18 protein-coding genes and 2 pseudogenes are annotated in these 20,759 nt (G+C 62.1%); 10 read left to right on the forward strand and 10 right to left on the reverse strand.

The genetic code is table 11. The annotated features are described in order from the left end of the window. Positions 1-58: 58 nt before the first annotated feature. From ACE4QZ_RS19525 to ACE4QZ_RS19535, 3 genes and pseudogenes are all read left to right on the forward strand, one after another. The gene (locus ACE4QZ_RS19525) at positions 59-316 is read left to right on the forward strand and encodes a MarR family winged helix-turn-helix transcriptional regulator (RefSeq protein ID WP_233518771.1); all 258 of its coding nucleotides are present in this window, start codon (positions 59-61) and stop codon (positions 314-316) included. 99 nt (positions 317-415) lie between these two features. Then, positions 416-619 (forward strand): annotated as a pseudogene (locus tag ACE4QZ_RS19530) (IS3 family transposase); the annotation flags it as partial. Between the two features lie 953 nt (positions 620-1,572). Beyond that, a pseudogene (locus ACE4QZ_RS19535) lies at positions 1,573-1,995 on the forward strand (glutathione-disulfide reductase); the annotation flags it as partial. 178 nt (positions 1,996-2,173) lie between these two features. Here the strand turns inward: ACE4QZ_RS19535 and ACE4QZ_RS19540 are convergent. Then, positions 2,174-3,130, reverse strand: coding sequence for a helix-turn-helix domain-containing protein (locus ACE4QZ_RS19540; RefSeq protein ID WP_020205777.1), 957 nt, complete (start codon positions 3,128-3,130; stop codon positions 2,174-2,176). Positions 3,131-3,342: 212 nt separating this feature from the next. On the opposite strand from ACE4QZ_RS19540, the gene ACE4QZ_RS19545 reads away from it, so the two are divergent. The 6 genes from ACE4QZ_RS19545 (at position 3,343) to ACE4QZ_RS19570 (ending at position 9,616) form a co-directional block, all read left to right on the forward strand. Continuing rightward, positions 3,343-3,789 carry an AMP-binding protein gene (locus tag ACE4QZ_RS19545; protein ID WP_410480134.1) on the forward strand — a complete coding sequence of 149 codons (447 nt, stop codon included), beginning with the start codon at positions 3,343-3,345 and terminating at the stop codon, positions 3,787-3,789. A 75-nt stretch (positions 3,790-3,864) separates the two neighbouring features. Then, complete coding sequence (locus tag ACE4QZ_RS19550; RefSeq protein ID WP_087748270.1) at positions 3,865-4,950, forward strand: IS630 family transposase; 1,086 nt, start codon at positions 3,865-3,867, stop codon at positions 4,948-4,950. A gap of 32 nt (positions 4,951-4,982) precedes the next feature. Further along, entirely contained in the window at positions 4,983-6,089 is a 1,107-nt protein-coding gene (locus ACE4QZ_RS19555) for a class I adenylate-forming enzyme family protein (RefSeq protein WP_410480135.1), read from the forward strand. Between the two features lies 1 nt (position 6,090). Continuing rightward, positions 6,091-7,503 (forward strand): class I adenylate-forming enzyme family protein, encoded by a 1,413-nt coding sequence (locus ACE4QZ_RS19560; protein ID WP_011489322.1) that lies wholly within the window; start codon positions 6,091-6,093, stop codon positions 7,501-7,503. Between the two features lie 55 nt (positions 7,504-7,558). Then, complete coding sequence (locus ACE4QZ_RS19565) at positions 7,559-8,554, forward strand: carbon-nitrogen hydrolase family protein (protein ID WP_011489323.1); 996 nt, start codon at positions 7,559-7,561, stop codon at positions 8,552-8,554. 45 nt (positions 8,555-8,599) lie between these two features. Beyond that, complete coding sequence (locus tag ACE4QZ_RS19570) at positions 8,600-9,616, forward strand: PD40 domain-containing protein (protein ID WP_175202447.1); 1,017 nt, start codon at positions 8,600-8,602, stop codon at positions 9,614-9,616. Between the two features lie 389 nt (positions 9,617-10,005). Here the strand turns inward: ACE4QZ_RS19570 and istB are convergent, their stop codons facing one another. The 9 genes from istB to ACE4QZ_RS19615 form a co-directional block, all read right to left on the reverse strand. After that, positions 10,006-10,743, reverse strand: coding sequence for an IS21-like element helper ATPase IstB (istB, locus tag ACE4QZ_RS19575; RefSeq protein ID WP_011805003.1), 738 nt, complete (start codon positions 10,741-10,743; stop codon positions 10,006-10,008). 36 nt (positions 10,744-10,779) lie between these two features. Next, positions 10,780-12,324, reverse strand: coding sequence for an IS21 family transposase (istA, locus tag ACE4QZ_RS19580; protein ID WP_024099860.1), 1,545 nt, complete (start codon positions 12,322-12,324; stop codon positions 10,780-10,782). Positions 12,325-12,445: 121 nt separating this feature from the next. Continuing rightward, complete coding sequence (locus ACE4QZ_RS19585; protein ID WP_410480136.1) at positions 12,446-12,658, reverse strand: hypothetical protein; 213 nt, start codon at positions 12,656-12,658, stop codon at positions 12,446-12,448. A gap of 113 nt (positions 12,659-12,771) precedes the next feature. Next, positions 12,772-13,953, reverse strand: a complete 1,182-nt coding sequence (locus tag ACE4QZ_RS19590; RefSeq protein WP_175202449.1) for a patatin-like phospholipase family protein — start codon at positions 13,951-13,953, stop codon at positions 12,772-12,774. Between the two features lie 50 nt (positions 13,954-14,003). Continuing rightward, complete coding sequence (locus ACE4QZ_RS19595; RefSeq protein WP_049782195.1) at positions 14,004-14,558, reverse strand: acyloxyacyl hydrolase; 555 nt, start codon at positions 14,556-14,558, stop codon at positions 14,004-14,006. Between the two features lie 133 nt (positions 14,559-14,691). After that, positions 14,692-14,994 carry a DUF3861 domain-containing protein gene (locus ACE4QZ_RS19600; RefSeq protein ID WP_020205774.1) on the reverse strand — a complete coding sequence of 101 codons (303 nt, stop codon included), beginning with the start codon at positions 14,992-14,994 and terminating at the stop codon, positions 14,692-14,694. 31 nt (positions 14,995-15,025) lie between these two features. Beyond that, positions 15,026-16,060 (reverse strand): HlyD family secretion protein, encoded by a 1,035-nt coding sequence (locus ACE4QZ_RS19605; protein WP_011489328.1) that lies wholly within the window; start codon positions 16,058-16,060, stop codon positions 15,026-15,028. Positions 16,061-16,067: 7 nt separating this feature from the next. Then, entirely contained in the window at positions 16,068-17,642 is a 1,575-nt protein-coding gene (locus ACE4QZ_RS19610) for an MFS transporter (protein WP_175202450.1), read from the reverse strand. Beyond that, positions 17,639-19,174, reverse strand: coding sequence for an efflux transporter outer membrane subunit (locus ACE4QZ_RS19615; protein ID WP_011489330.1), 1,536 nt, complete (start codon positions 19,172-19,174; stop codon positions 17,639-17,641). The genes ACE4QZ_RS19610 and ACE4QZ_RS19615 overlap by 4 nt, the downstream gene beginning before the upstream one ends. Before the next feature lie 430 nt (positions 19,175-19,604). Here ACE4QZ_RS19615 and ACE4QZ_RS19620 point away from each other — a divergent pair, with 430 nt between their 5' ends. Then, a complete protein-coding gene (locus ACE4QZ_RS19620) occupies positions 19,605-20,690 on the forward strand; it encodes an IS630 family transposase (protein WP_410480137.1) in 1,086 nt (361 codons plus the stop codon). The last annotated feature ends 69 nt before the right edge of the window (positions 20,691-20,759 follow it).

The raw sequence follows: 20,759 nt of genomic DNA on the forward strand, positions 1-20,759 counted from the left end.
GTTGGCAGTCGATTCATCTTCGGTGACGAGGCTGTTAGATCGGCTTGAGAAGAAGGGCATGAGCCAGAGAGCGGCGCAAGAGCGCGCCGATCGCCCGCACGATCGAAGAGTGATCGAAATTGTTCTGACTGAGCGCGGAAACAAGGCGATAGACGAGTTGAAGTCTCATTGGCGCTCCGCGCTTGCGGAATTGACGGAGGCGCTCAAACAAAGCGAGATACATGCCTTATTGCGCCTGCCGCAATTGTGCAATCAGGACGCGCTTCAACTTGACCTCGATAGCAAACCGTTGTCCCTCACAGAACCACGGCCGTGAAACGGGAATCGGGGCCGCTTCATGGTGCTATATACATGGGCACGTAGCCTCACAGCTCATCGCTCCCTGAACAAGGGCGTGGTCAATTGACGGCTTACGATTCGTTCGATGTCACGCAAAGGGTGCTCGCCTGACAACGCCGCCTGCGAGGGCTTCTTCGGCAGGCTGAAGACGGAAATGTTCTACCCTCGAGACTGGAAAGCCGCGAGCATCGAGCAGTTCACCCAGGCCCTGGACGCATACATCCGCTGGTACAGTGCGACACGTGTCGCCGTCTGCCGCGCGTCAAGCGGCATGCACTAGGCGGTAAAGCTCGTTTTTGTCTTGTCACGCTTCGCAAGGTAACGCGTTGCCGTGACCTGCTGTACGGCCAGTAGTTGCCTAGTTGGACAGGCGTGGCGGGTAACTGCCGGGTCTGAAGCTCCAACGACAACGTGCTCGTCGAAAGACACCGCATTTGGTGACGATATGTGGTGACGCTGCGAGCCGCAATGTGGCGTCGAGGCAAGGCAAGTTCCGCATGCGCAACAGACGTGAATCGTCGATAAACCTCGTGACGGATAGTGGGCCGAAGCGGCTAATGGGCCCAGACCAAAAGGTATGCAGCCGGTTACTCCCTTTGTACCCGGGGGTACGTCGTCATCATGCTGCCGGGGAATAGACGGGCGCTAAACGGATAAGCCCGAAAGCATCCGGGTTGGCAGAAACGGGAACGTGGTAAGTCCAATTGTCCGCCCGAGTCAGCAGTTTGACTTGGGCAGGAGACCCGCAAGGGGATCTGTTGGACAAGTGGATAAGAGAACGCGGAAAAAGCGAATGACGGGCGGTAATAGTCCGTATAGGGGTTCAGGATTTGCCCTAACCCGAAAGGGTGCAGACTTCCGCGTGGTGCAGTTGTCGCAGGTCCACGTTTGAGATTCATCGAGGGGAAGCTTGTGAGAGACCGGTATCGTCACGGTTCAGCGCCCTTCGTCTCAGCGATGAGACGAATCAACGATGTGATGCTTGCGAAGGGCTCGTGCCGTTAGCGAGACCGGCGTCAGCGCGACGCTTAATGCTGTGCTCGAGCGCAGTGCGGTGAAAGTCGCATGCTGCGTTCTTCGGGGGCCCCGTCGTCGTAAGACGGTGGGGCTACCCACTACGAGAAACGGATCAAGATCTCACTGGGCGCTCTCAGCCCTGTTGAATATCGCAAGAGCCTGGGGCTCATGGCATAACCAGTCCAAGAAATCCGCCGCACCCCCGGTGGCTCAGATTTACTTCGGCGCGGACACTTTGGGCAAGGACAACGCAAGATGCGCTACGACTTCATTCCCACGGCCGTTTTCACGGACCCCAGCATCGGAACCGTGGGATACAGCGAGGCGCAGGCGCGCAAAGAATTCGGGGAAGTGGCGGTGTATCGAAGCGCGTTCAGGCCGCTCAAGCACACTCTGTCGGGCAGCACCGAGCGCGCCCTGGTCAAGTTGGTGGTAGATACCGCCAGCGACCGCGTCGTAGGCCTGCATATTGTTGGCCAGGACGCAGGCGAGATTGTGCAGGGGTTCGCAGTGGCCATAAAGGCCGGGGCTACCAAAGCCGTATTTGACAGCACTATCGGCATCCATCCGACTTTGGCTGAAGAGATCGTGACACTGCGCAATCCGGTCGCGAGTCCGGCAAGCGCCCTTGACATTTAACCTGCCGGCACTCGCACCTGAGCCGAGCTCACGCTCGAGCTGGCGCAAGAGCGTCGCCCGCAGCACTCACTTGGAGGCCGCGACGCGACCCCGATGCAGACCTACTAGGCGGCGCACGCATTTTTCTGACGCCGTTATCGCTCGTTTGCAGCGCTGCGAGCACCGGGCTGGAGTCGTGCTACGGTCTCCGACCAATCCGGTATGAGCGCGGCGAAATGCCGAACATCCGCTTGAATGCGCGGCTGAAGTAGGCGTTATTCCAGAAACCCCATCGCATCGCGATCCCGGCCACGGACAGCGACGAGTGCATCGCATTGCCGAGGTCCTCTTTGCACCGCAGAAGACGCCGATGGGTGACGTAGGTCGACACTCCCAGTTCCTCGGCGCTGAAGAGCCCATGCAGCGTGCGTACCGACATTCCGTTGGCCGATGCAATCGCATGCGGGTCGAGCCTCGGGTTGGCCAGGTTCAACTCAATGTACGATTTCACCCTGAGCAGCCGGAGTTCGCGCTCGTTGGCCTCATCGGTTCGAAGCTCGAGCAACTCGGAAACCATCGAGGTTGCCAGATGGACTGCGACGCTGCCAAGCGATGTCCTGGCAATCACTCCGGAAGACGTATGGCCGCTGCGGACCTCCTCGATCAAGGACGCCAGCAACTTACCCGCGCCTGACACTGCGTCGAACGGCCTGCCCGCAACATCCGAAAGCCTGCTCCCAGCAAACGCAAGACTTGCGTGCGGCAACTGCAGCACATGCAGGTCGAAGTCCTCGTCGAACTCAAGCTCGAAGGGATAGTTCGAGTCGTAGAGCACGAACTGCATCGGTGCAACCTGGACAGTTCGGCCGTGCTGGCTGACTTTCCATCGGGCTTTGGGCGCAAAGCCGAACATCAGGCATTCATCGCTCGACAGGCGGATCAGTGCGCTGGTTCTCGCCACGCGCTGTGGCGAAGCGCGAACAACCGTAAGCTCCGCCTCGCCCAGTCGCTCGTTGTGCAGGCTTGCTCGGAACTCGCCTGCACGGGGAGGCTGCACGCTCGACGGGATGAACGTACTCGAAACGACCTCGTTCCAGTACGGGAGGCGATCCGCCATCGCCATCCCGTCCGTGGTGAAGCAGGAGCTCGTCTGCATATTGCACTCCAGGACAAGAAACGCTGCGCTAGGAGGAAAACTTTTGTGGCTTTTGCATCCTACATTGCGATGCCCGCAGCGACACATAGGTCTTGCACGGGGTCCCGAATGTCCGTCGGGCGCCTGAACGCAGACACATGCCGAAGTGCAGAGGCATCGGCGTCAGTCGTAGCGAAAACGGCAAATAGGACGAACTACCACGAGAGGAAGACATGAAGATCGAGCCGGGACTGGCCATCGCGACTGCGGCAACGCAGTATGCCGAACGCACCGCACTGGTGACGGACGACGGACAGGAAACATACTTTGAACTCAACAGGCAGGCGAACAAGGCTGGTTCCGCAATCGCTGATCGACTAAAAATCCCGCGGGGCAGCGCCATCGGGGTTTTGTCGTACAACCGAAGGGAAATTGTTCACTGCTGGCTCGGTTTCGACAAGTTCGGATTTCCTCGCGTCGCCTTGCATGCGCATCTCCCGATCCAGACTCACATCGCGACTTTACGTGCCGCGAAGGCGCGGGTTCTGGTGTTCGATGTGCGGTTCGCGCAGGCGATCGCCGAGCATCTCGACGCGCTCAAGGCCCTCCATCTGGTCGGCATCGGTGCAGAACACGAGGTGCCTGGATGGGCGACTCCCTTTGCCACTCTGCTAGTGTAGTGTTTGATTCTTAATGAAACTTAATTGAGCAACCACGCTCCAATGCTCTACTACGGTTTGCATTGGAGTGAAAAATTGCGAGTTGCCCCGACGATTGTGTTGACGGATGAAGAGGAAAGCGAGCTGAGCCGGCTGGCGCGCTCCAAGCGCACCAGCGTCAGATTGGCCCAGCGCGCCCAGATCGTGCTGCTGGCCGCGCAGGGGCTGCAAAACAAGGATATTGCCGAGCAGCTTGGCATTGGGCGCGTGCAGGTGGCGCGCTGGCGTGAACGCTACCTGCAATTGGGGCTGCAAGGTATCGAGCGCGACTTGCCGCGCGGCGCACCGCCGGTGAAGGTGGATGTGGCCAAGCTTGTGAAGCTAACCACACAGACCAAGCCCGAGGCGGCCACGCACTGGAGCACGCGCACGATGGCCGCTGAGTTGGGCGTCAGCGCCAGCACCGTGATGCGCCATTGGCAGGCCCACGGTCTCAAGCCTCACATCGTGCGCGGCTTCAAGGTCTCGCGCGATCCGCAGTTCGTGCAAAAGCTCGAAGACATCGTGGGGCTTTACATGTCGCCGCCCGAGCATGCGCTGGTGCTGTGCTGCGACGAAAAGAGCCAGGTGCAGGCGCTGGACCGAACGCAGCCCGGGCTGCCGCTCAAGAAGGGGCGCGCGGCCACCATGACGCACGACTACAAGCGCAACGGCACAACCACCTTGTTCGCTGCGCTCAACGTGCTCAACGGTCAGGTCATCGGCCAGTGCCAGCAGCGCCACACCCACATCGAGTGGCTGAAGTTCCTGCGTCAAATCAATCGGGAGACGCCCAAGGACAAGACGCTGCATCTGATCGCCGACAACTACGCCACGCACAAGCATCCAGCTGTGCAGGAGTGGCTGGCCAAGCACCCCAGATTCAACATGCACTTCACGCCGACCTCGGCATCGTGGCTGAACATGGTCGAGCGCTTCTTTCGCGACATCTCCGAGAACCGGCTACGCCGCGGGGTGTTCACCAGCGTGCCCGAACTCGTCTCGGCCATCGATGAGTACATCGCGCATCACAACACCAACCCCAAGCCGTTCATCTGGACCAAGAACGCTCGCGACATCCTGCAAAAGGTCATCCGCGCCAATAGCCGATTAAGTTCCAAACAGAATGCAACACTACACTAGATCAAGCGAGTGACGAGGAGCCGCACTTCGAGGTGGACGATGACGCTCCCTACTATCTTCAGCCGACGAGCGGCACTACTGGCATGCCCAAGCTCTGGGAAATGTCCCACCGCGCATGGCTGGCGATGGTCTCGCAGAATCTGGAGCACCTGGACTCCTTTGGTCCCAACGCGGGCTCTCTCTCCAAGGACGACGTGTGCCTGCATTTCCATTCTCTGCAATGGTGCAGCGGTGCACACAATCTCTACCCGCACATCGTCCGGGGAGCCCGGAACGTGATACTGGACGACGAGCGGTTCGATCCAGGGAGGGTGGTCGATGCAATCGCGCGACACGGGGTCACCAATGCCTTCGTGCCAGGCCCCCTGCTACCTCAGCTCCTCGACGAAATCGAATCGCGCGGCGGCATCGAGCACTGCCTGCGCAGGCTGATCGTCTTCTTTGCCACGCCCGAGCTGCTGCAACGGACCAGCCGGTTGCTGGGCGACGTGTGGTGCCATGCGTACGGTGTCACTGAGATGGGAGGCGTCGCGACGCGGTTGCTGTGGAGCGATGTAGAGGACGATGAACGCCGCTGGGGAAGCATCGGCCGACCCGCGTCGTTCCTATTTCAGCTGGACGTCGTCAATGATCTCGGCGAACGGCAGGCGCCGGGCGAAGTTGGCGAGATCCGCGCACGCAGTCCAATGTCTCGCGGTCGTTACGTAGACCGGCTGGATCTTTCAGCACTCGACGCCAATGACTGGTTCAAACCCCGCGATTTGGCCTACATGGACGAGTGTGGTTTCGCCTACTACGTCGATCGCTGCACCGACGTCATCAACATCAACGGCCGCACCGTCTACCCACATACGGTCGAAGAACAGATCCTTGCGCACCCGAGCGTGCGGCAGTGCGGCGTCGTCGCGGTGCGCATCGGCGGGGTGGATCGCCTGGTGGCGGGCGTCGCGCTGCGTCCCGGCGCCGAATCCGGCGACGCCATGGCAGCCGAAATCCGTCTTGCCGGTTGTAAGAGACTAAAGCCCCACGAGACACTGCACGCCGTGTTCATCCTGGACGAGCTGCCGACCGTGCTCTCCGGCGCGAAGGTTAGACGCGCCGACCTGCAGGCGCAGCTCACGGCACGGCATGCGGGTTGACATGCAGCTGATCGCAGGACAGCTCACCCACCATGGATTGATGCGCGCAGGCCACCAGCGCATCCTCTCTAGAGTTGATGGCAGCGGAAAGACGGGTTTCGAACTGGCTGCGGTCGTGGCTGCATTGGCTGGCAATCTGGCAGAGCGTGGCCTGCGCCGGAAGCGCATCGGCCTTTGGTATTCGAACAGCATCGCTGCCGTCGAAGCATTTCTCGCCGTGGAGTGGCTGGGGGCGGTCCGCGTAGCCGCCGATCCCGCCCTAGCGGTGGACGAAGCGCGCAAGCTCTTTCTGGCGGCAGGGGTCGACCGCATCGTCGCCGATCCGGAGCACGCAGATCTGCTCGGAGGCGATGCGCTGGTGCACAGCGACGCAACGCCACTGGAGGGGACGGCTCTCTCGCCCGGTGAGTGGGTTCGCGACGAACCTGCCGTCGTCTACCCAAGGCAGATCACAAACGGCGAGCTGGTGGCTGTCACGATGTCGTACCGGAACTGGGCTGCATCGCTGACGACGAGCATGCGTCTATTCATGACGGGCGCATACGGCGCTCCCGTTAGCGGCGACGACCACTTTCTTACGACCCAGCAGATCATTCATGGGACTTGTCAGATCGGGACATTTCCTTTCATCGCCATGGGCCTGCCGCAAGTCGTACTCCCTCGCTTCGATGTCGCCACCGTCTTGCGGGCGATCTCGGATCACAAAGTGACTTCCGTGGTGTTGATCTCAGAAATGGTCAAGCGGATCAGTGCCGCTGAAGGCGTGGACATGTACCCGCTGCACCGTCTTCGTCGGGTCGTCTATGGCGGTGCACCTCTGGGCGTCGATGAGTTGCAGATAGCGATCGATGCGTTCGGGCCTTCGCTGCACCAGATCTATGGTCGCATGGAAGCAGGCTGGCCCTTGTCGATCCTGCGTGGGGACGAGCTTTGCCACGACGGCAGATTGCGCGAAGACCGAATGAACAGCTGCGGACGCCCGATCGCCGGCATCGAAGTCACCGTCGGCGGACATCATGACGGCCCAGCCGAAGGGGAACTGTGCGTTCGTGCCGATACCGTCGTCAAGGAGTTCGCCGACAACGACGGCTGGTGCCACACAGGCGACATCGTCCGTCGAGACGGCGACGGGTTCCTGTTCCATTTGGGACGATCTGATCGCCAGATCAATTGCGCTGGATACCACATCTATCCCGAGGAGATCGAAGAGGCTCTCATGGCAATTCCCGGGATTCGTCAGGCACGCGTTACAGGCGAGGACATGCCACCTTGGGGCATCACGCTGGTTGCTGAACTGGTGACCGAGGACTCGCAAGCCTCCGACGAGGAATGGACGCAGCGCATTCGCGCCGAACTCGGGATGCGCCTTGCCAAATTCAAGGTCCCCCGCGTTGTTCGAGTGCTCTCCGCCTGATCAACGCCAGCCGCGGCTGTAGCGGAACTCCATTTACTTCAGATAGGACATCTAGATGACAACTTCTGAAATTGCCAAGTACAAGGTCGCCGCCGTTCAGGCGGCCCCAGAGTTTCTTAATTTGGACAAGGGCGTCGAGAAGGCGGTCCGCCTTATTGAAGAAGCCGCGAAAAACGGCGCCAAGCTGATTGCGTTTCCCGAGGTCTGGCTTCCGGGGTACCCGTGGTGGATCTGGCTCGACTCGCCTGCATGGGGCATGCAGTTTGTCCAGAGGCATTTCGAGAATGCCCTGTTGGTGGGAAGTCCGCAGTGGGAACGCCTATGCGCTGCTGCTGCCGAGCACAGGATATTCGTTGTCCTCGGGTTCTGCGAGCGTCAGGACGGTACGCTGTACATTGCTCAAGCCATCATCGACGATGAAGGGCGAGTCGTGAGCACCCGTCGAAAGCTCAAGCCAACGCATGCCGAAAGGACTGTCTACGGCGAGGGCGATGGAAGCCATCTTTCGGTGCATCAAACGAGCATCGGCCGCATTGGCGCACTGTCTTGCGCCGAGCACATTCAACCGCTCAGCAAGTACGCCATGTATTCGCAGAATGAGCAGATCCATGTGGCGGCTTGGCCGAGCTTTTCAGTCTACAGAGGGGCAGCCTTTCAGCTGAGCCCGGAAGCCAATCTGGCTGCAAGCCAAGTGTATGCGCTCGAGGGCGGCTGCTATGTGCTGGCTCCTTGCGCGTTGGTGTCCAAGGAAATGCTGGAGATGCTGGCTGACACGCCGCAGAAACGGCAGCTGCTGCTTGAAGGTGGGGGATTCGCGCAGATCTTCGGTCCGGACGCCAAGCCGCTGTGCGAGCCGTTTCCGGAGACGCAAGAGGGCTTGCTCTACGCCGATGTAGATCTTGGCTTCATCGGCGTGGCCAAGGCGGCATATGACCCCACCGGACACTATTCCCGCCCCGATGTCGTTCGGCTGCTGTGGAATTCGAAGCCGGCGACCCGCGTTCACAGCTTCCAGGCCGACCCCACCGAATACAACACCCAAGGCGAATGAGTGAATTTACCGAGAAAGGAGACATCCGTGTCCGCGAGAACAATCTTGTCTATTCTCAAGTCCCGTCCTGCGGCCGCGGCCTTTGGCCTCGTGGCGCTTGCGCTCACCACTCAAGCACAGGTACATGCCGAGCGCATCGCACCCAATCCAGGTTCCGCCAATAGCGTCTGGATGGTCAAGAACGCCGGCGCACCGATCAACACCGAGTACCACGACGGCTGGGCCACGATCACGGGTGACGGACTGACCTTGTACTTCTCGTCGAATCGGCCAGGCGGCGTGGCGCCCGCGAACGCGGAGGACGGATGGTACATGGGCAAGGACGGCACACCAACGCGCTATAGCGTGTACGTAAGCCACCGCGCAACACGCAGTTCTCCTTGGGGCGATCCGAAGTTGCTGCCCAGGGGCGTGAACAGCGGCTATGCGGATCACAGCGCGCTCCAATCCGATGATGGTCATTGGCTGTTCTTCGCAAGCGATCGGCCCGGGGGGTGCGGTGGACTCGATCTGTATGCCAGCTACCGTAGAAACATCAGAGACGACATGGCATGGGAGCAGCCAGTCAATCTCGGTTGCGAGAACGATGGCGGGCCGAACAGTTCAGGAATCGATTCCTGCCCCAACTACGACGGAAAGGCCAACATCTACTTCACTTCTGCGAAGGATGCGAACCCGGTCAATCTCGATTTCAAGGTCACCCGCTTCGACCGACTCACCCGCAAGGCAGGCGCTGCGAGAATCCTGCCGAACAGCATCCCGGACATGGATGGTCACATTGACCCCAAGCATCGCTATGTGTGGGCGATCTACCCGGACGGCGTTGGCGGCAGCGACATCTGGCAATTTGAGGCTGGTGCGAATGCCAGGGACCCGTCGCAATGGAAGAAGCCTATCAAGCCTCTGCCCTCGCCGATCAACACCAAGTATGAAGATCAAATGCCAGCAGTCACTGGGGACGGCGAGATTCTGACTTTCGTGTCTGATCGTCCTGGTGGCAAGGGCGGCCTGGACATCTATGAAGTCGTTCGCGCGCGCGAAGACCGCAGAACGGCAAAATAAGAGCGAACCAAGACCCCGCGAGGCCAGTGCCGCGCTGCGCGGGTAAGCGGCAATGCTTCCGAGTTGCTCAGCGAGGCGGCGCCGCGGAACTTCCCGTGCTAGACGTCGTGCGTAGCGCCTTGCCGCCATACCGCCCGCGCTGGCCGGTGCGCGCCTCCAGGTCGTCCAGCAGCGCCCGCTGCGCGGCGCTGTTGTGACGCCGCTCCAAGTATGCAGCGGAGAGCCACATACCGGTGTGCGCATTCCACTGATGGCGGACAGTGATTCCATTCCCATCGCGGACAGCGTTCCAGGCGATGGCGGACACGTTGCGCGGGTGTCCTGAGTGACGCTCAAATCGTAGCCGAAGTGTCCGCCATCAGCGTGGAATGGCGGTCGGCGCGGCCGGCTCAGACGGCCTTGGTGAGCTTGCGCATCGACTCGCCCTTGAGGGCTATCTTGTGCGAGCCGTGCACGATGCGGTCCAGGATGGCGTCGGCCAGCGTGGGCTCGTCCAGCCAGGCGTGCCAGGCCGTCACCGGCAACTGGCTGGTGATGAGCGTCGAGCGCGTGCCCACCCGGTCGTCCAGCAATTCCAGCAGGTCGTTTCGCTCGTGCGCGGCAATCGGCGCGATGCCGAAGTCGTCCAGGATGAGCAGGTCCAGCCGCGCCAGTTGCGCCAGCCGTTTGCCCAGGCTGCCATCGCCGTGGGCCACGTGCAGCTCCTGCAGCAGCCGTGGCGCGCGGGTGTAGAGCACCGAGAAGCCCAGACGCGCGGCCTGCTGCCCCAGTGCGCAGGCGAGCCACGTCTTGCCGCACCCGGTGGCGCCGGTGAGCAGCACGTTGTGGCCATGGCGCAGCCAGTCCCCGCCGGCCAGGCTGGTGATGACCTCTCGGCTCAGGCCCCGGCTGGCGCGCCAGTCGATGTCCTCCAGGCAGGCACTGGAGACCTTCAAGCGGGCCGCCTTCAACAGGCGCTCCAGGCGCTTGCTGTCACGCCAGTCCACCTCGCGCTGCACCAGCAGCGCCAGGCGTTGTTCAAAGGGCAGCTCGCTGGCCGTGATGTGGGTGGCCGCGTCGCTGAGGGCGGCCACCATGCCGTCCAGGCGCAGGGCGCGCAGTTGGTTCAAGGTCTGTTCGTTGAGCATGGTTCTTCCTTGTTAGGTTTGCTTGCACGTTGGAGTTCAGTGGTAGTAGCCCGGCCCGCGCACGTTCTCGTGCAGCGGCAGGTTCGCCTGTGCGGCCATCGGCGCATCCAGCGGCCGCTGGTCCAGGCCGCAGCCCAGGATGGAGGCGATGCTCTTGTAGGACGGTGAGCGAATCGACTGCGCCCGCGCACAGGCGGCCTCCAGCCGGTCAGCCCCGTACTCACGGCCCAGGCGCATGAGGCCCAGACAGGAGCGGTAACCCTGCTCGGGATGCTGGCGGTGCTCCATCTGCCAGCGCACCACGGCGGCGGTGGCCGCGCCCACGCGCTCACCCCAGGCGATGAGCTTGGCCGGCGTCCACTGCAGGTGCGCCCGGTGCGAGGCCGGCATGTGCTCGGGCGTGGTGGTGTGTGCACCCCGTCGGGGATTGAGGGCGTGGGCGGCCACGCGTTTGCTGCCGTGCAGGACTTCGAGCGTGCCGGCCGTGATGCGCAACTCCACCGGCTCACCCACCAGGGCGTGGGGCACCGAGTAGTAGTGGCCATCGAGCTCAACGTGGTAATCGATGTTGACGCGGGCGGGTTTGAAGCGCGCGATGGGCATGCGCACCGGCGGCAGGGGGCGCAGGGCTGGCCGGTCGAGTTCGGCGAAGGCGCTAGTGCGGTTGCCCGGCAGCTTCTTGAACGCGCGCTGGTTCAAGTCCACCAGCAAGGCGGCAATCGCCCGGTTGAGCTCGGCCAGGCTGAAGAAGGTCTGGTGGCGCAGCCTGGCCAGAATCCAGCGCTCGACCACCTGCACAGCGACCTCCACCTTGGGTTTGTCGCGTGGCTTGGCCGGGCGCGCGGGCATCACGGCCAGGCTGTAGTGCGCACAGAGCTCTTCGAGCAGGCGGTGCGCGGTGGGCTCGTAACGGTCGGGTCGGGCCATGAGGGCGCGCGGCTGGTCAGGCACCAGCAGGCGGGGCACGCCGCCGATGAACTCCAGCGCGCTAATGATGCTGGCCACCCAGTCGGTGGCCTTCTGGCTGGCGGTGGCGCAGGCGTAGGTGTAGTTCGATGCGCCCAGCACGGCCACGAAGACCTGGGCCTGGCGTATCTCGCCAGTGTCGGCATCCACCACGGGAACGGTCTGGCCGGCGTAGTCCACAAAGAGCTTGTCACCGCCCGTGTGGGTCTGGCGCATGGAGCGCTGCAGGCGCCGGGCCCAGGCCTTGTACTTCTCGCAGAAGGCGCTGTACTTGTACGCCTGCCCGCTGTGCTGTTGCTGGTATTCCTCCCAAAGCAACTGCAGCGTCACGCCAGGTCGGCGCAGTTCGCGGTGGATGTGGGCGTGGTCGGGTTCAAGGTGCCGGGACTCGCGCGCCACGGGTGGCTTGTAGAGCCGGGCCTGGAGTTCGTCGTCGTTCAGGCTCTGGGCCAGTGCCCAGTCCACGCCGGCCACGCGCGCGTAGCTGGCTATCTCGCTGACAGTGGATTTGGAGATGCCGAGGGCGGCACCGATTTGACGGGTGCTCAAGGCCCCGCGGTGCAGCAGTTGCAGTGTGTGTCGTAGTTTGCTCATGGTGACCCTGGGTGTGGGCATCGCTGGTTCCGGTCAAAAAACCGGGCAGCGTATGCCGCGTTCGGGTCACTCAGAACACCCCGCAGGTGTCCGCCATCAGTTTGGAATGCTGTCCGCCTTCAGCGTGGAACACTGTCCGCCATCACGCTGGAACACTGTCCGCCATCAGCATGGAATCGTGTCCGCCATCGCGTGGAATACGCACCGGTGCATCCATAGCCCCGCAACACCGCGTCAGTTCGCCTTGGTCCCTCTGCGGCTGCACCACCAGCGAGGGCACATAGATCACGCCAAAGCCATGCGCCTGGATCAGCGGCGGACCTTCGGACGCTTCCTTGCGGCTACGCACGGGCACGTCGATCGGAAATCCCTTGCCCTCGAAGCGCCATATGGGGTGCGTTCCACTGCGCGAATGGTCTGCCAACGCCTTTCCTGGAAGTGCCTCGGCTTGGGGGTGAAGCGCACGCCTCAAAGCCACCCGAAGAAATCACAGACTGCCTGCCGTTGTGCCAACGTGTCGCGCTCACCCAGCGCCATTACCTCCTGGGTGAAAGGAGCCTCGAACAACAGGTAGCTCGCCAGAGCGGAACCGCTCAGGTCACTGCTCGCGCTGGACGAACCCACGCCGCGCAACAGCGCGCGCACCGTTCGCGGCAGGTACTTCTGGTGCCGAGCCGCGATGTCGTCAATGCGCTCGCTTGGCGCGATCACCAGCGCCTTCACCGACCGCAGTGAGGTGGCAAGGCGCTGCCCCAGCGTCATCATTTCCAGGGTACGGTTGACGCGCTCCATACGCTCGATGTCCACCGCGAGCGAATCGAGAAAGACGTTCGACAGCACGTGCCCACCAACTTGAGCCAGTGTCGGGTAACCGCCATCACGCACGATTCGCCCACGCGGTTCATGCAGCCGACCGGCACCAACGATGAGCATACGCTGCGCACCGAGATGGATCGCCGGCGAGATCGGTGAGGTTTGCCGCATCGAGCCGTCGCCGTACCAGCCGGCGTGCTCCGCATGCTCGATACGCTGTGCTGGAAATACGAAGGGGATCGCCGCCGAAGCGAGCAGGTGCTCCAGCCCCAGTCGCATGGGTACGGCCAGCCGCTGCGAGCGTTCATAGCCCGTCATGTCGCCGGTGGCCTCAAAGAAGGTGAGGTGTTCGCCGCTGGTGTAGCTGGACGCGCCTAGCGCCAGCGCGTGCAGATGACGCTCGGCCAGCATGCGCGGTAGCAGTTCCAGCGGCGCCCAATGTCGCAGCAGTTCGGCCAAAGGTTCATTGTCCAGCAGCGAACGTGGCCCTTCTTTGCGCCAGCGCGCCAACATCCAGCCTACCGAAATCGCGCTCAGCCACTGTGCACCGCTGCGGGCGATACCAAGCGCATCGGTGCGATACACCTGATCAGCGCGAAAGTTTCGCCAAACTGCGGCGATTGTCTCCACGCCCGCATCAAAGGAGTCTGCCCGGCAGGCTAAAGCGGCGGCATTGATTGCACCTGCCGAAGTACCGCATAGGATGCCGAATGGGTTCGGAGCCCCGTCGCCCAGACGTTCGCGGCGCAATCTCACCAGACCCTGCAACACGCCAACCTGGTAGGCAGCGCGTGCACCGCCACCGGACATAACGAGCGCCGTCTTCTCGGCGCTCATGGCGGGCCTAGTATGTGCCACCGCAGGCACCCGAGTATGCCCGGCCGCCTTCACCACGGGAGAGAGAAGCGCAAGGACATAAAGTTCTCACCCGGATTGGGTTTCTTGATGCCGGCATTCGAGAAGTGCTGTACACGCAAGGAAACCTCGTAGGCCTTTTCCGGCCCAAAGCGGTAGCCAATTGCCAGCACTTCCGTGAACTGGAAGGCCGTGCTGAATCGACGCTGCCCTGAGTTGTAGAGACCGTCCAAGACGCTCCCTCCCAGGCCTGCCTCAAAGAACCAAGGAGATTTCGGTCCGGCGGGCTGGTAGCGCCAAGCCATCAGGGCTCCAAGCTGGGAATAGCCGCCTGTTGTGCCATCAGCATGGTGCGACCTCCAATGGCCACCCCATAGATCCCAATGCAGGGTCAGCGGACCCGCATCACGACTGATGCCCTTGAAGAGGCCAGAAGGCACCATCACGCCCACGTTCATTGCGCGTGTTGCGTCGCCTTGCAAAGAAGTCGCTCCAGCCTGCACATACATCTTCGCGTCGACAAAGCGAGCCTGGGCCGCAGAAACAGCCGGCAGAGCACCTACGGCCGTGCCAAAGAGAATGCGCACGCCGTGTTCAATGACAGTGCCGCGATGCCCACCACCGTTGCAGGTCCTCAGTCCGGCGAGCCTATCTGTGGTTTCTGAGCAAGGTGTCATGACCCAGCGTCCCTTCATATCCTTTGTTGCGCGAGCAGCTGGGTCATCGGTCCGTCTTCGACCCAGCCTTTAGCTCCTTCACGAACTGATATAGATGCGGCAGGAACGAAGACAGAAGCGGGTTATCCTTGTTTGCCAGGATCGCCCAGGCAAACAGCTTCAACCCGACCGCAAATGCCGCCGCGTCATCTTGGCTACTGAAGTCACCTCTGCTGCGAAGCCATGTCACGACGGAGATGATGTCGTCATGATTTCCGGCCTCAAATTGCAGAGGCTTGCGATCGCTGGGGATGCCATGCGAATCAGTCAACTGCTCCACAGTTACGCGATATCGGTATTGCCTCATTTGTATGGCTCCTCATGCTGGACGAATGGCGCTATTCACCGATGTGGATCCTCGGCGTCACGGACATACCGACGCGCAAATTCGCGGCACCAGGCTGGTCGGGGTCAATGCGAATGCGCACGGGTAGGCGCTGGACGATCTTGGTGAAGTTGCCCGTGGCGTTGTGTGGCGCGACGGCCGAGTAGCTGACGCCACTGGCCGGTCCGAGGCTCTCCACGGTGCCCTTCAGTACGGCCCCCGGCAAGGCGTCCACCTTGATGTCCACCGACTGCCCTGGCTGCACACGTGCCAATTGCGTTTCGCGGAAGTTGGCCGTGATGTAGACCGCATCGAGCGGGATCACCGCCACCAGCGGCTTGCCAGCATTCACGAATGCGCCGACGCGCACTGACTTCTGACCGATGAGGCCGCTGATGGGCGCTGTGATTTGGGTATAGGAGAGCTTCAACTCCGCCGCGTCCTGCGCCGCCTGCGCTTGGGAAAGTGCAGCCTTGGCTTTTTCAAGATCGGCTTTGAGGATGTCCGTCTGTTGCCGTGCCGCTTGCAGGCCCGCGCGGTTCCTGTCTCGGCTGGCCAGCCGAATGGCCAACTGCGCCTCGGCCTGTTGGCGCGCTTGGATCGAACCTGATCCGTCTGAAGCCAGGTTCCGATAACGCCTTTGGTTGGCCTCTGCCAATTTGAGTTCTGCGTCGTCCACCGCGACTGTCGCCTGAGCCTGACGTATGGCGGTCTCCTGCTGCGCCACGCGCGCGGCAAGCCCCGCGACGCTGGCCTTCGCGGCGGCGACTTGTGCCTTTGCCGCGTCCACCGCAACGATGAAGTCTCGATCGTCGATGGCCGCAAGCAGATCCCCGGCTTTCACTGGTTGGTTTTCTTCGACCAGCACCTTGCCGATCACTCCCGACACCTGGGGGGCGACGAGGGTGAAATCGGCCTGTACATAGGCGTCGTCCGTGGATTGGGTCGATGCGCTGGATTCGGGGCGATTCAGATAAATGACACAGCCCACTGCCACTGCGAGGAGCAGCACGGCACTGGTGATCTTGGCTTTTTTCGGCATGGCCATGGTGGAACTATCCTTGGGACGACGATGTGGATTGCGAAGCGGGGGCCTGCAAAATGGGAGCGGGAATGTAGGTCAGTCGCAATACGAAGGGGACCATCACCAGCGCCAAGACGCCCAGGACGCGATAGGCATCCGCGACCGACAGTACCAGTGCCTGCTGGGCGATGACTCCCATCAGTTGAGCGGGCTCCAGGGCAAGCGGAACGGAGTTGCCTACCAATGCAGCGTGATCCAGCAGCATTTCCGCGTGGACCCGCTGACTCACGGTCACAAGTTGCCCAACCACGGCGCCCCCGATTAGCGACCCCAGGGCGCGCAGCGTGTTGATGTTCCCCGACACATACGGGCCTTCGCTGGGGTGCACGACACTGGTACCCAGGAACAGCAGCGAGACGACCGCCATGGGCTGGCCAAAGGCTTGCAGCGTCTGCGTCAGCACGAACTGGTCGCGGTTCCAGTCGGAAGTCAGTTGCGCGCCAAGGAAGCACGCCAGGCCGATCAATAGCAGGCCGCCCGCGAACACGAATCGGGCATCGACCCATTTCCGGTACAGGAACAGCGCCACCACGGAACCCAGGGCGAGTTGAGGCAGCGCGACGATCAGCCCGATCGGTGCCATCTGAAGCGGTCGGTAGCTCTGCAGTGGCCCGAGAAAGGTCATTGGCAACATCACGCCGGAGGTCAGCACGACCAGAAGGCAGATGAACAAGGTGAAGCCCAGCGCCAGGTTGCGGCGGCTGAGCATCTGCAACTTGATGAACGGCGTGGGGTGATACCACTCCGTTAGCAGATAGGCCCCCAGCAGCGTCAGCCCGGCCACCAGCGAGACGACGATGAGGGGTGAATTGAACCAGTCCAGCCGAACGCCCTGATCCAAGGCGACGGCAATCAGGCCGAATGCCGGTGCGCCGAAGGCCATACCGGGCCAGTTGGCCTGCGGGAAACGGTCTGTCTGGATGGGGTCTTTGGGCAGGCCCCATCCGATCATCAAGGCGGCAATCGCCGCGAGCGGAAGAATCTGCCAGTACACCCAGCGCCAATCGAACAGGCCATCCGTCCATTGCCCCGCCAGCCAGATCGAGAGATTGGGCGAGAAGGTGGCCGTCAGTGCATACAGCGCCAGTCCGTGCAGTCGGATGGGGGGCGGCAGAAACTTCAACGCCGCCATCATCAGCACGGGAATCATTGTGCCGCTGGCGATGCCCTGCAGAAACCGCATGGCCAGCAGCAGATCGAGGTCATGGATGAAGGGGATGCACACCGCCAGCAAAGTGCACGTGCCAATCATCCACAACTCGAAGCGGCGCACTGAAAGCGTGACGGCGAACCACGCTGAAAATGGCATGGCGATCACTTCGCCCGCGCTATAGACGGTGGTGAGCCAGGAGGCATCGTCCAGGCCGAAGCCCAGCGCGCCACGCACGTCGGCCAGTGCCAGCGCGCCCACGCGGTTGTTCAGTCCGGCCATCATGGCCGCGATGAGGATGCCGACCAGTCCCGCAATCGCCCGCTTCGGAGGGGCTGCCGCAGCGGTTGCCGCGGGCGGCGGCGCCGTCGACGACTGCGACGCTGCGGCGCTCATTGGTCAACCTTCGATTGCGAGGTGGCCGACGACACAGCGGTCGTCAGCGACGCGTCGCCGCCGGTCTGCTGCTCGGAAGAGAATGCGCCGGGGTCCCAGCCACCGCCCAGGGATTTGTAGAGATTGACCAGGGTGAGCGCGGCGTTGGTCGCGCTGGCATTGAGGCTGGTCTGGCTTGCGAGGACACCGCGCTGTGCGGCCAGGACGTTCAGGTAGTCGGCAGCGCCTTCCTGATAGCCGCGCTCGGCAGCATGCAGCGCCTGCTGGTTCTGCTCGTACGAAACCACCAACTCGGCATGGCGGTTCTGCTGGGCTGCCCAGGCGTCCAGGGCGTTGTCCACTTCATGCCAGGCTTGCAGCACCGTCTGCCGGTAGCCGATGGCGGCAGTTCTTTGCCGTGCCTCGTTCAGCGCCAGGCGCTGCTTCAGACGCCCGCCCTGGAAGATGGGAAGATAGACCGTGGGGCCGACGGAGAAGAACCGGGAATCCCAACTGTCGAGGTCGTTGAACTCGAAGGCTTCGACGCCGACCCTGCCTTTGAGGCCGATTCGCGGGTAGAAATCGGCTTTGGCGACGCCGATGGCTGCCGTCGCAGCATGGAGCTGGGCTTCGGCGCGCTGTATGTCCGGCCGCCTGTGCGCCAATTCGGAGGGCAGGCCCACCGGCACATTGGAAGGAAGCGACGGCAGAGGCATCGCTTCAAGCAACTGCGCATCGAGGGCGCGCGGCTGCTCTCCCAGCAGCAATGCCAGGACGTTCATCAGCGTGTTGCGGCGCTGGACCAATTCGGGTACCAGCGCCTCGACCGTTGCCAGTTGCGCGCGCGCCGAAGCGGTTTCAAAACGTGTGGCGACGCCATTGCGCTCACGGCTTTCGGCAAGGCGGAGCGTGCGATCGGCAACCTCCAGGTTCTGCCGGGTGATGTCCAGTTGCGCTTGCGTGCCGCGCAATTGGAGATAGGTACGGGCCACCTCGGCGGACAGGGCCACGCGTGCCGCCTCGCGCTCATACACCGTGGCCTCGAAGGCAGCCGCGGCGCTTTCGCGCGATCGACGCGCGCGGCCCCATAGGTCGAGTTCCCAACTGGCGTCGAATCCCAACTGCCAGAAGTCGCTCGCGCTCGTCGGAGCACCCAACGCGGCAAACTTGCCGTGCTCGCTGATGGCCTCGCGGGAATAGCCCGCCGAAGCACCCACACTGGGCAGCAGCAGCGAGGAGGCAATCCCCAACTGCGCCCGACTTTGCTCGATGCGCTCGGAAGCCATCTGCAGGTTCAGGTTGCCCGCCTGCGCACGGGCTTGCAGATCCGCCAGTACGTCATCGTTGAACAACGTCCACCATGAAGACGGGAAGTTCGCGGCGGATGTCTCCTGAGCCTGCGCGTAGTCCGCCCTGGGCGACAGTTGAACGGCTGCGAGCCTGTCGTCGGGTTTCACGAAGTCAGGACCAACCGCGCAACCGACCAGGGAGATCGTGCAGAGTGCCGTGCCTGCCTGTCGCAGCAGTTGTGAGAGCAGCGGTTGTGACGTCATGAAAGTTCACCCAATATACGAATAGTACCGAACCGCTCGGTTTGACATAAAAGAAAAGTTAACCAGCAGTTCAAATAAATTCCGAGCATCCTCATAACTTCGGATGCTCAGCGGCGGCGTGGTTGAGTTTGACCGTACCGAGCGGTTTGGTACTATACCGATTTCGGGGCGTTGTGTCAAAACACCCCAAGCAGGTGCGATGCATGGATCAAGCCATGACCGCCATACCGCCGAGCGGCGGACTGGTTGGTTGTGGCATTGTGATCGCCGAAGGCCGCGCTTGCGCAGGCTCTTGCAGAGGCATTCACTCTGGCCAGCCTGGCAGGCCATACAAACGGTGGTGGCCGACTAGTGTCCTGAGTTAAAAATTCATTGAATTATTTTCTGCCAATGCAATCAGTCGTGTAATGTGTTGCACGACGAGGTGGCCATGAGCGGAAGACCCAAGACACCATTGGTGTTGAGCGCGACGGAGCGCGAACAGCTGAACGCGCTGACCAAGCGCCGCAAGACAGCGCAGGCTCTAGCTTTGCGAGCACGCATCGTACTGGCCTGTGCCGAAGGTTTGGACAACAAAGTGGTGGCAGCGCGTCAGCGGGTCACGCAGCAGACGGTTTCGAAGTGGCGTGGTCGTTTTGTCGAGTTGCGGCTCGACGGTCTGCTTGACGCGCCGCGCCCGGGCGCACCGCGCACGATCGATGATGCCCGGGTCGATGCCGTCATCGCCAAGACGCTCGAGTCCTTGCCCGCTGGTGCCACGCACTGGAGCACGCGCAGCATGGCACGCGCCATGGATGTGTCACAGACGGCTGTGAGCCGGATTTGGCGGGCTTTCGGCTTGCAACCGCACCGCCAGGAGACCTTCAAACTCTCCAGTGATCCGCTGTTTGTCGAGAAGGTGCGCGACATTGTGGGCCTGTACCTCAATCCGCCGCTCAAGGCGATGGTGTTGTGCGTCGATGAGAAGAGCCAGATCCAGGCACTGGACCGCACACAGCCGATCCTGCCGCTGGCACCGGGCATCCCCGAGCGCAGAACCCACGACTACATGCGCCATGGCACGACGACGCTGTTTGCGGCGCTGGACATTGCCACGGGTGAAGTCATTGGGCAGTTGCACAGGCGTCATCGCAGCACGGAGTTCCTGCAATTCCTGCGCACGATCGAAGCCAACGTGCCTGCTGGATTGGACGTGCATCTGGTGATGGACAACTATGGCACGCACAAGACCGCCTCAATCAGGGCATGGTTCGCCCGACATCCCAGGTTTCATGTGCACTTCACGCCCACATCCGCATCGTGGCTGAACCAGGTCGAGCGCTGGTTCGCCACCCTGACTGACAAGTACATCCGTCGCGGCACGCACAGATCAACGAGACAGCTCGAGCAAGCAATCCGCGAATACCTCGAACTCAACAACGCCGATCCAAAACCATTCGTCTGGGCCAAGTCAGCCGACGACATCCTCGCCAGTATCGAGAGATTTTGTCTACGAACTTCTAACTCAGGACACTAGCTGACCAACGCAGCGGCGGCACGCAGCGCCTGAAATTGGCGTAGGCGTAGTAGCAAAATTTCTCGAGCG

This window comes from Pseudomonas sp. DCA-1, from assembly GCF_046523955.1.
GTDB classification, from domain to species: domain Bacteria; phylum Pseudomonadota; class Gammaproteobacteria; order Pseudomonadales; family Pseudomonadaceae; genus Aquipseudomonas; species Aquipseudomonas putida_Y.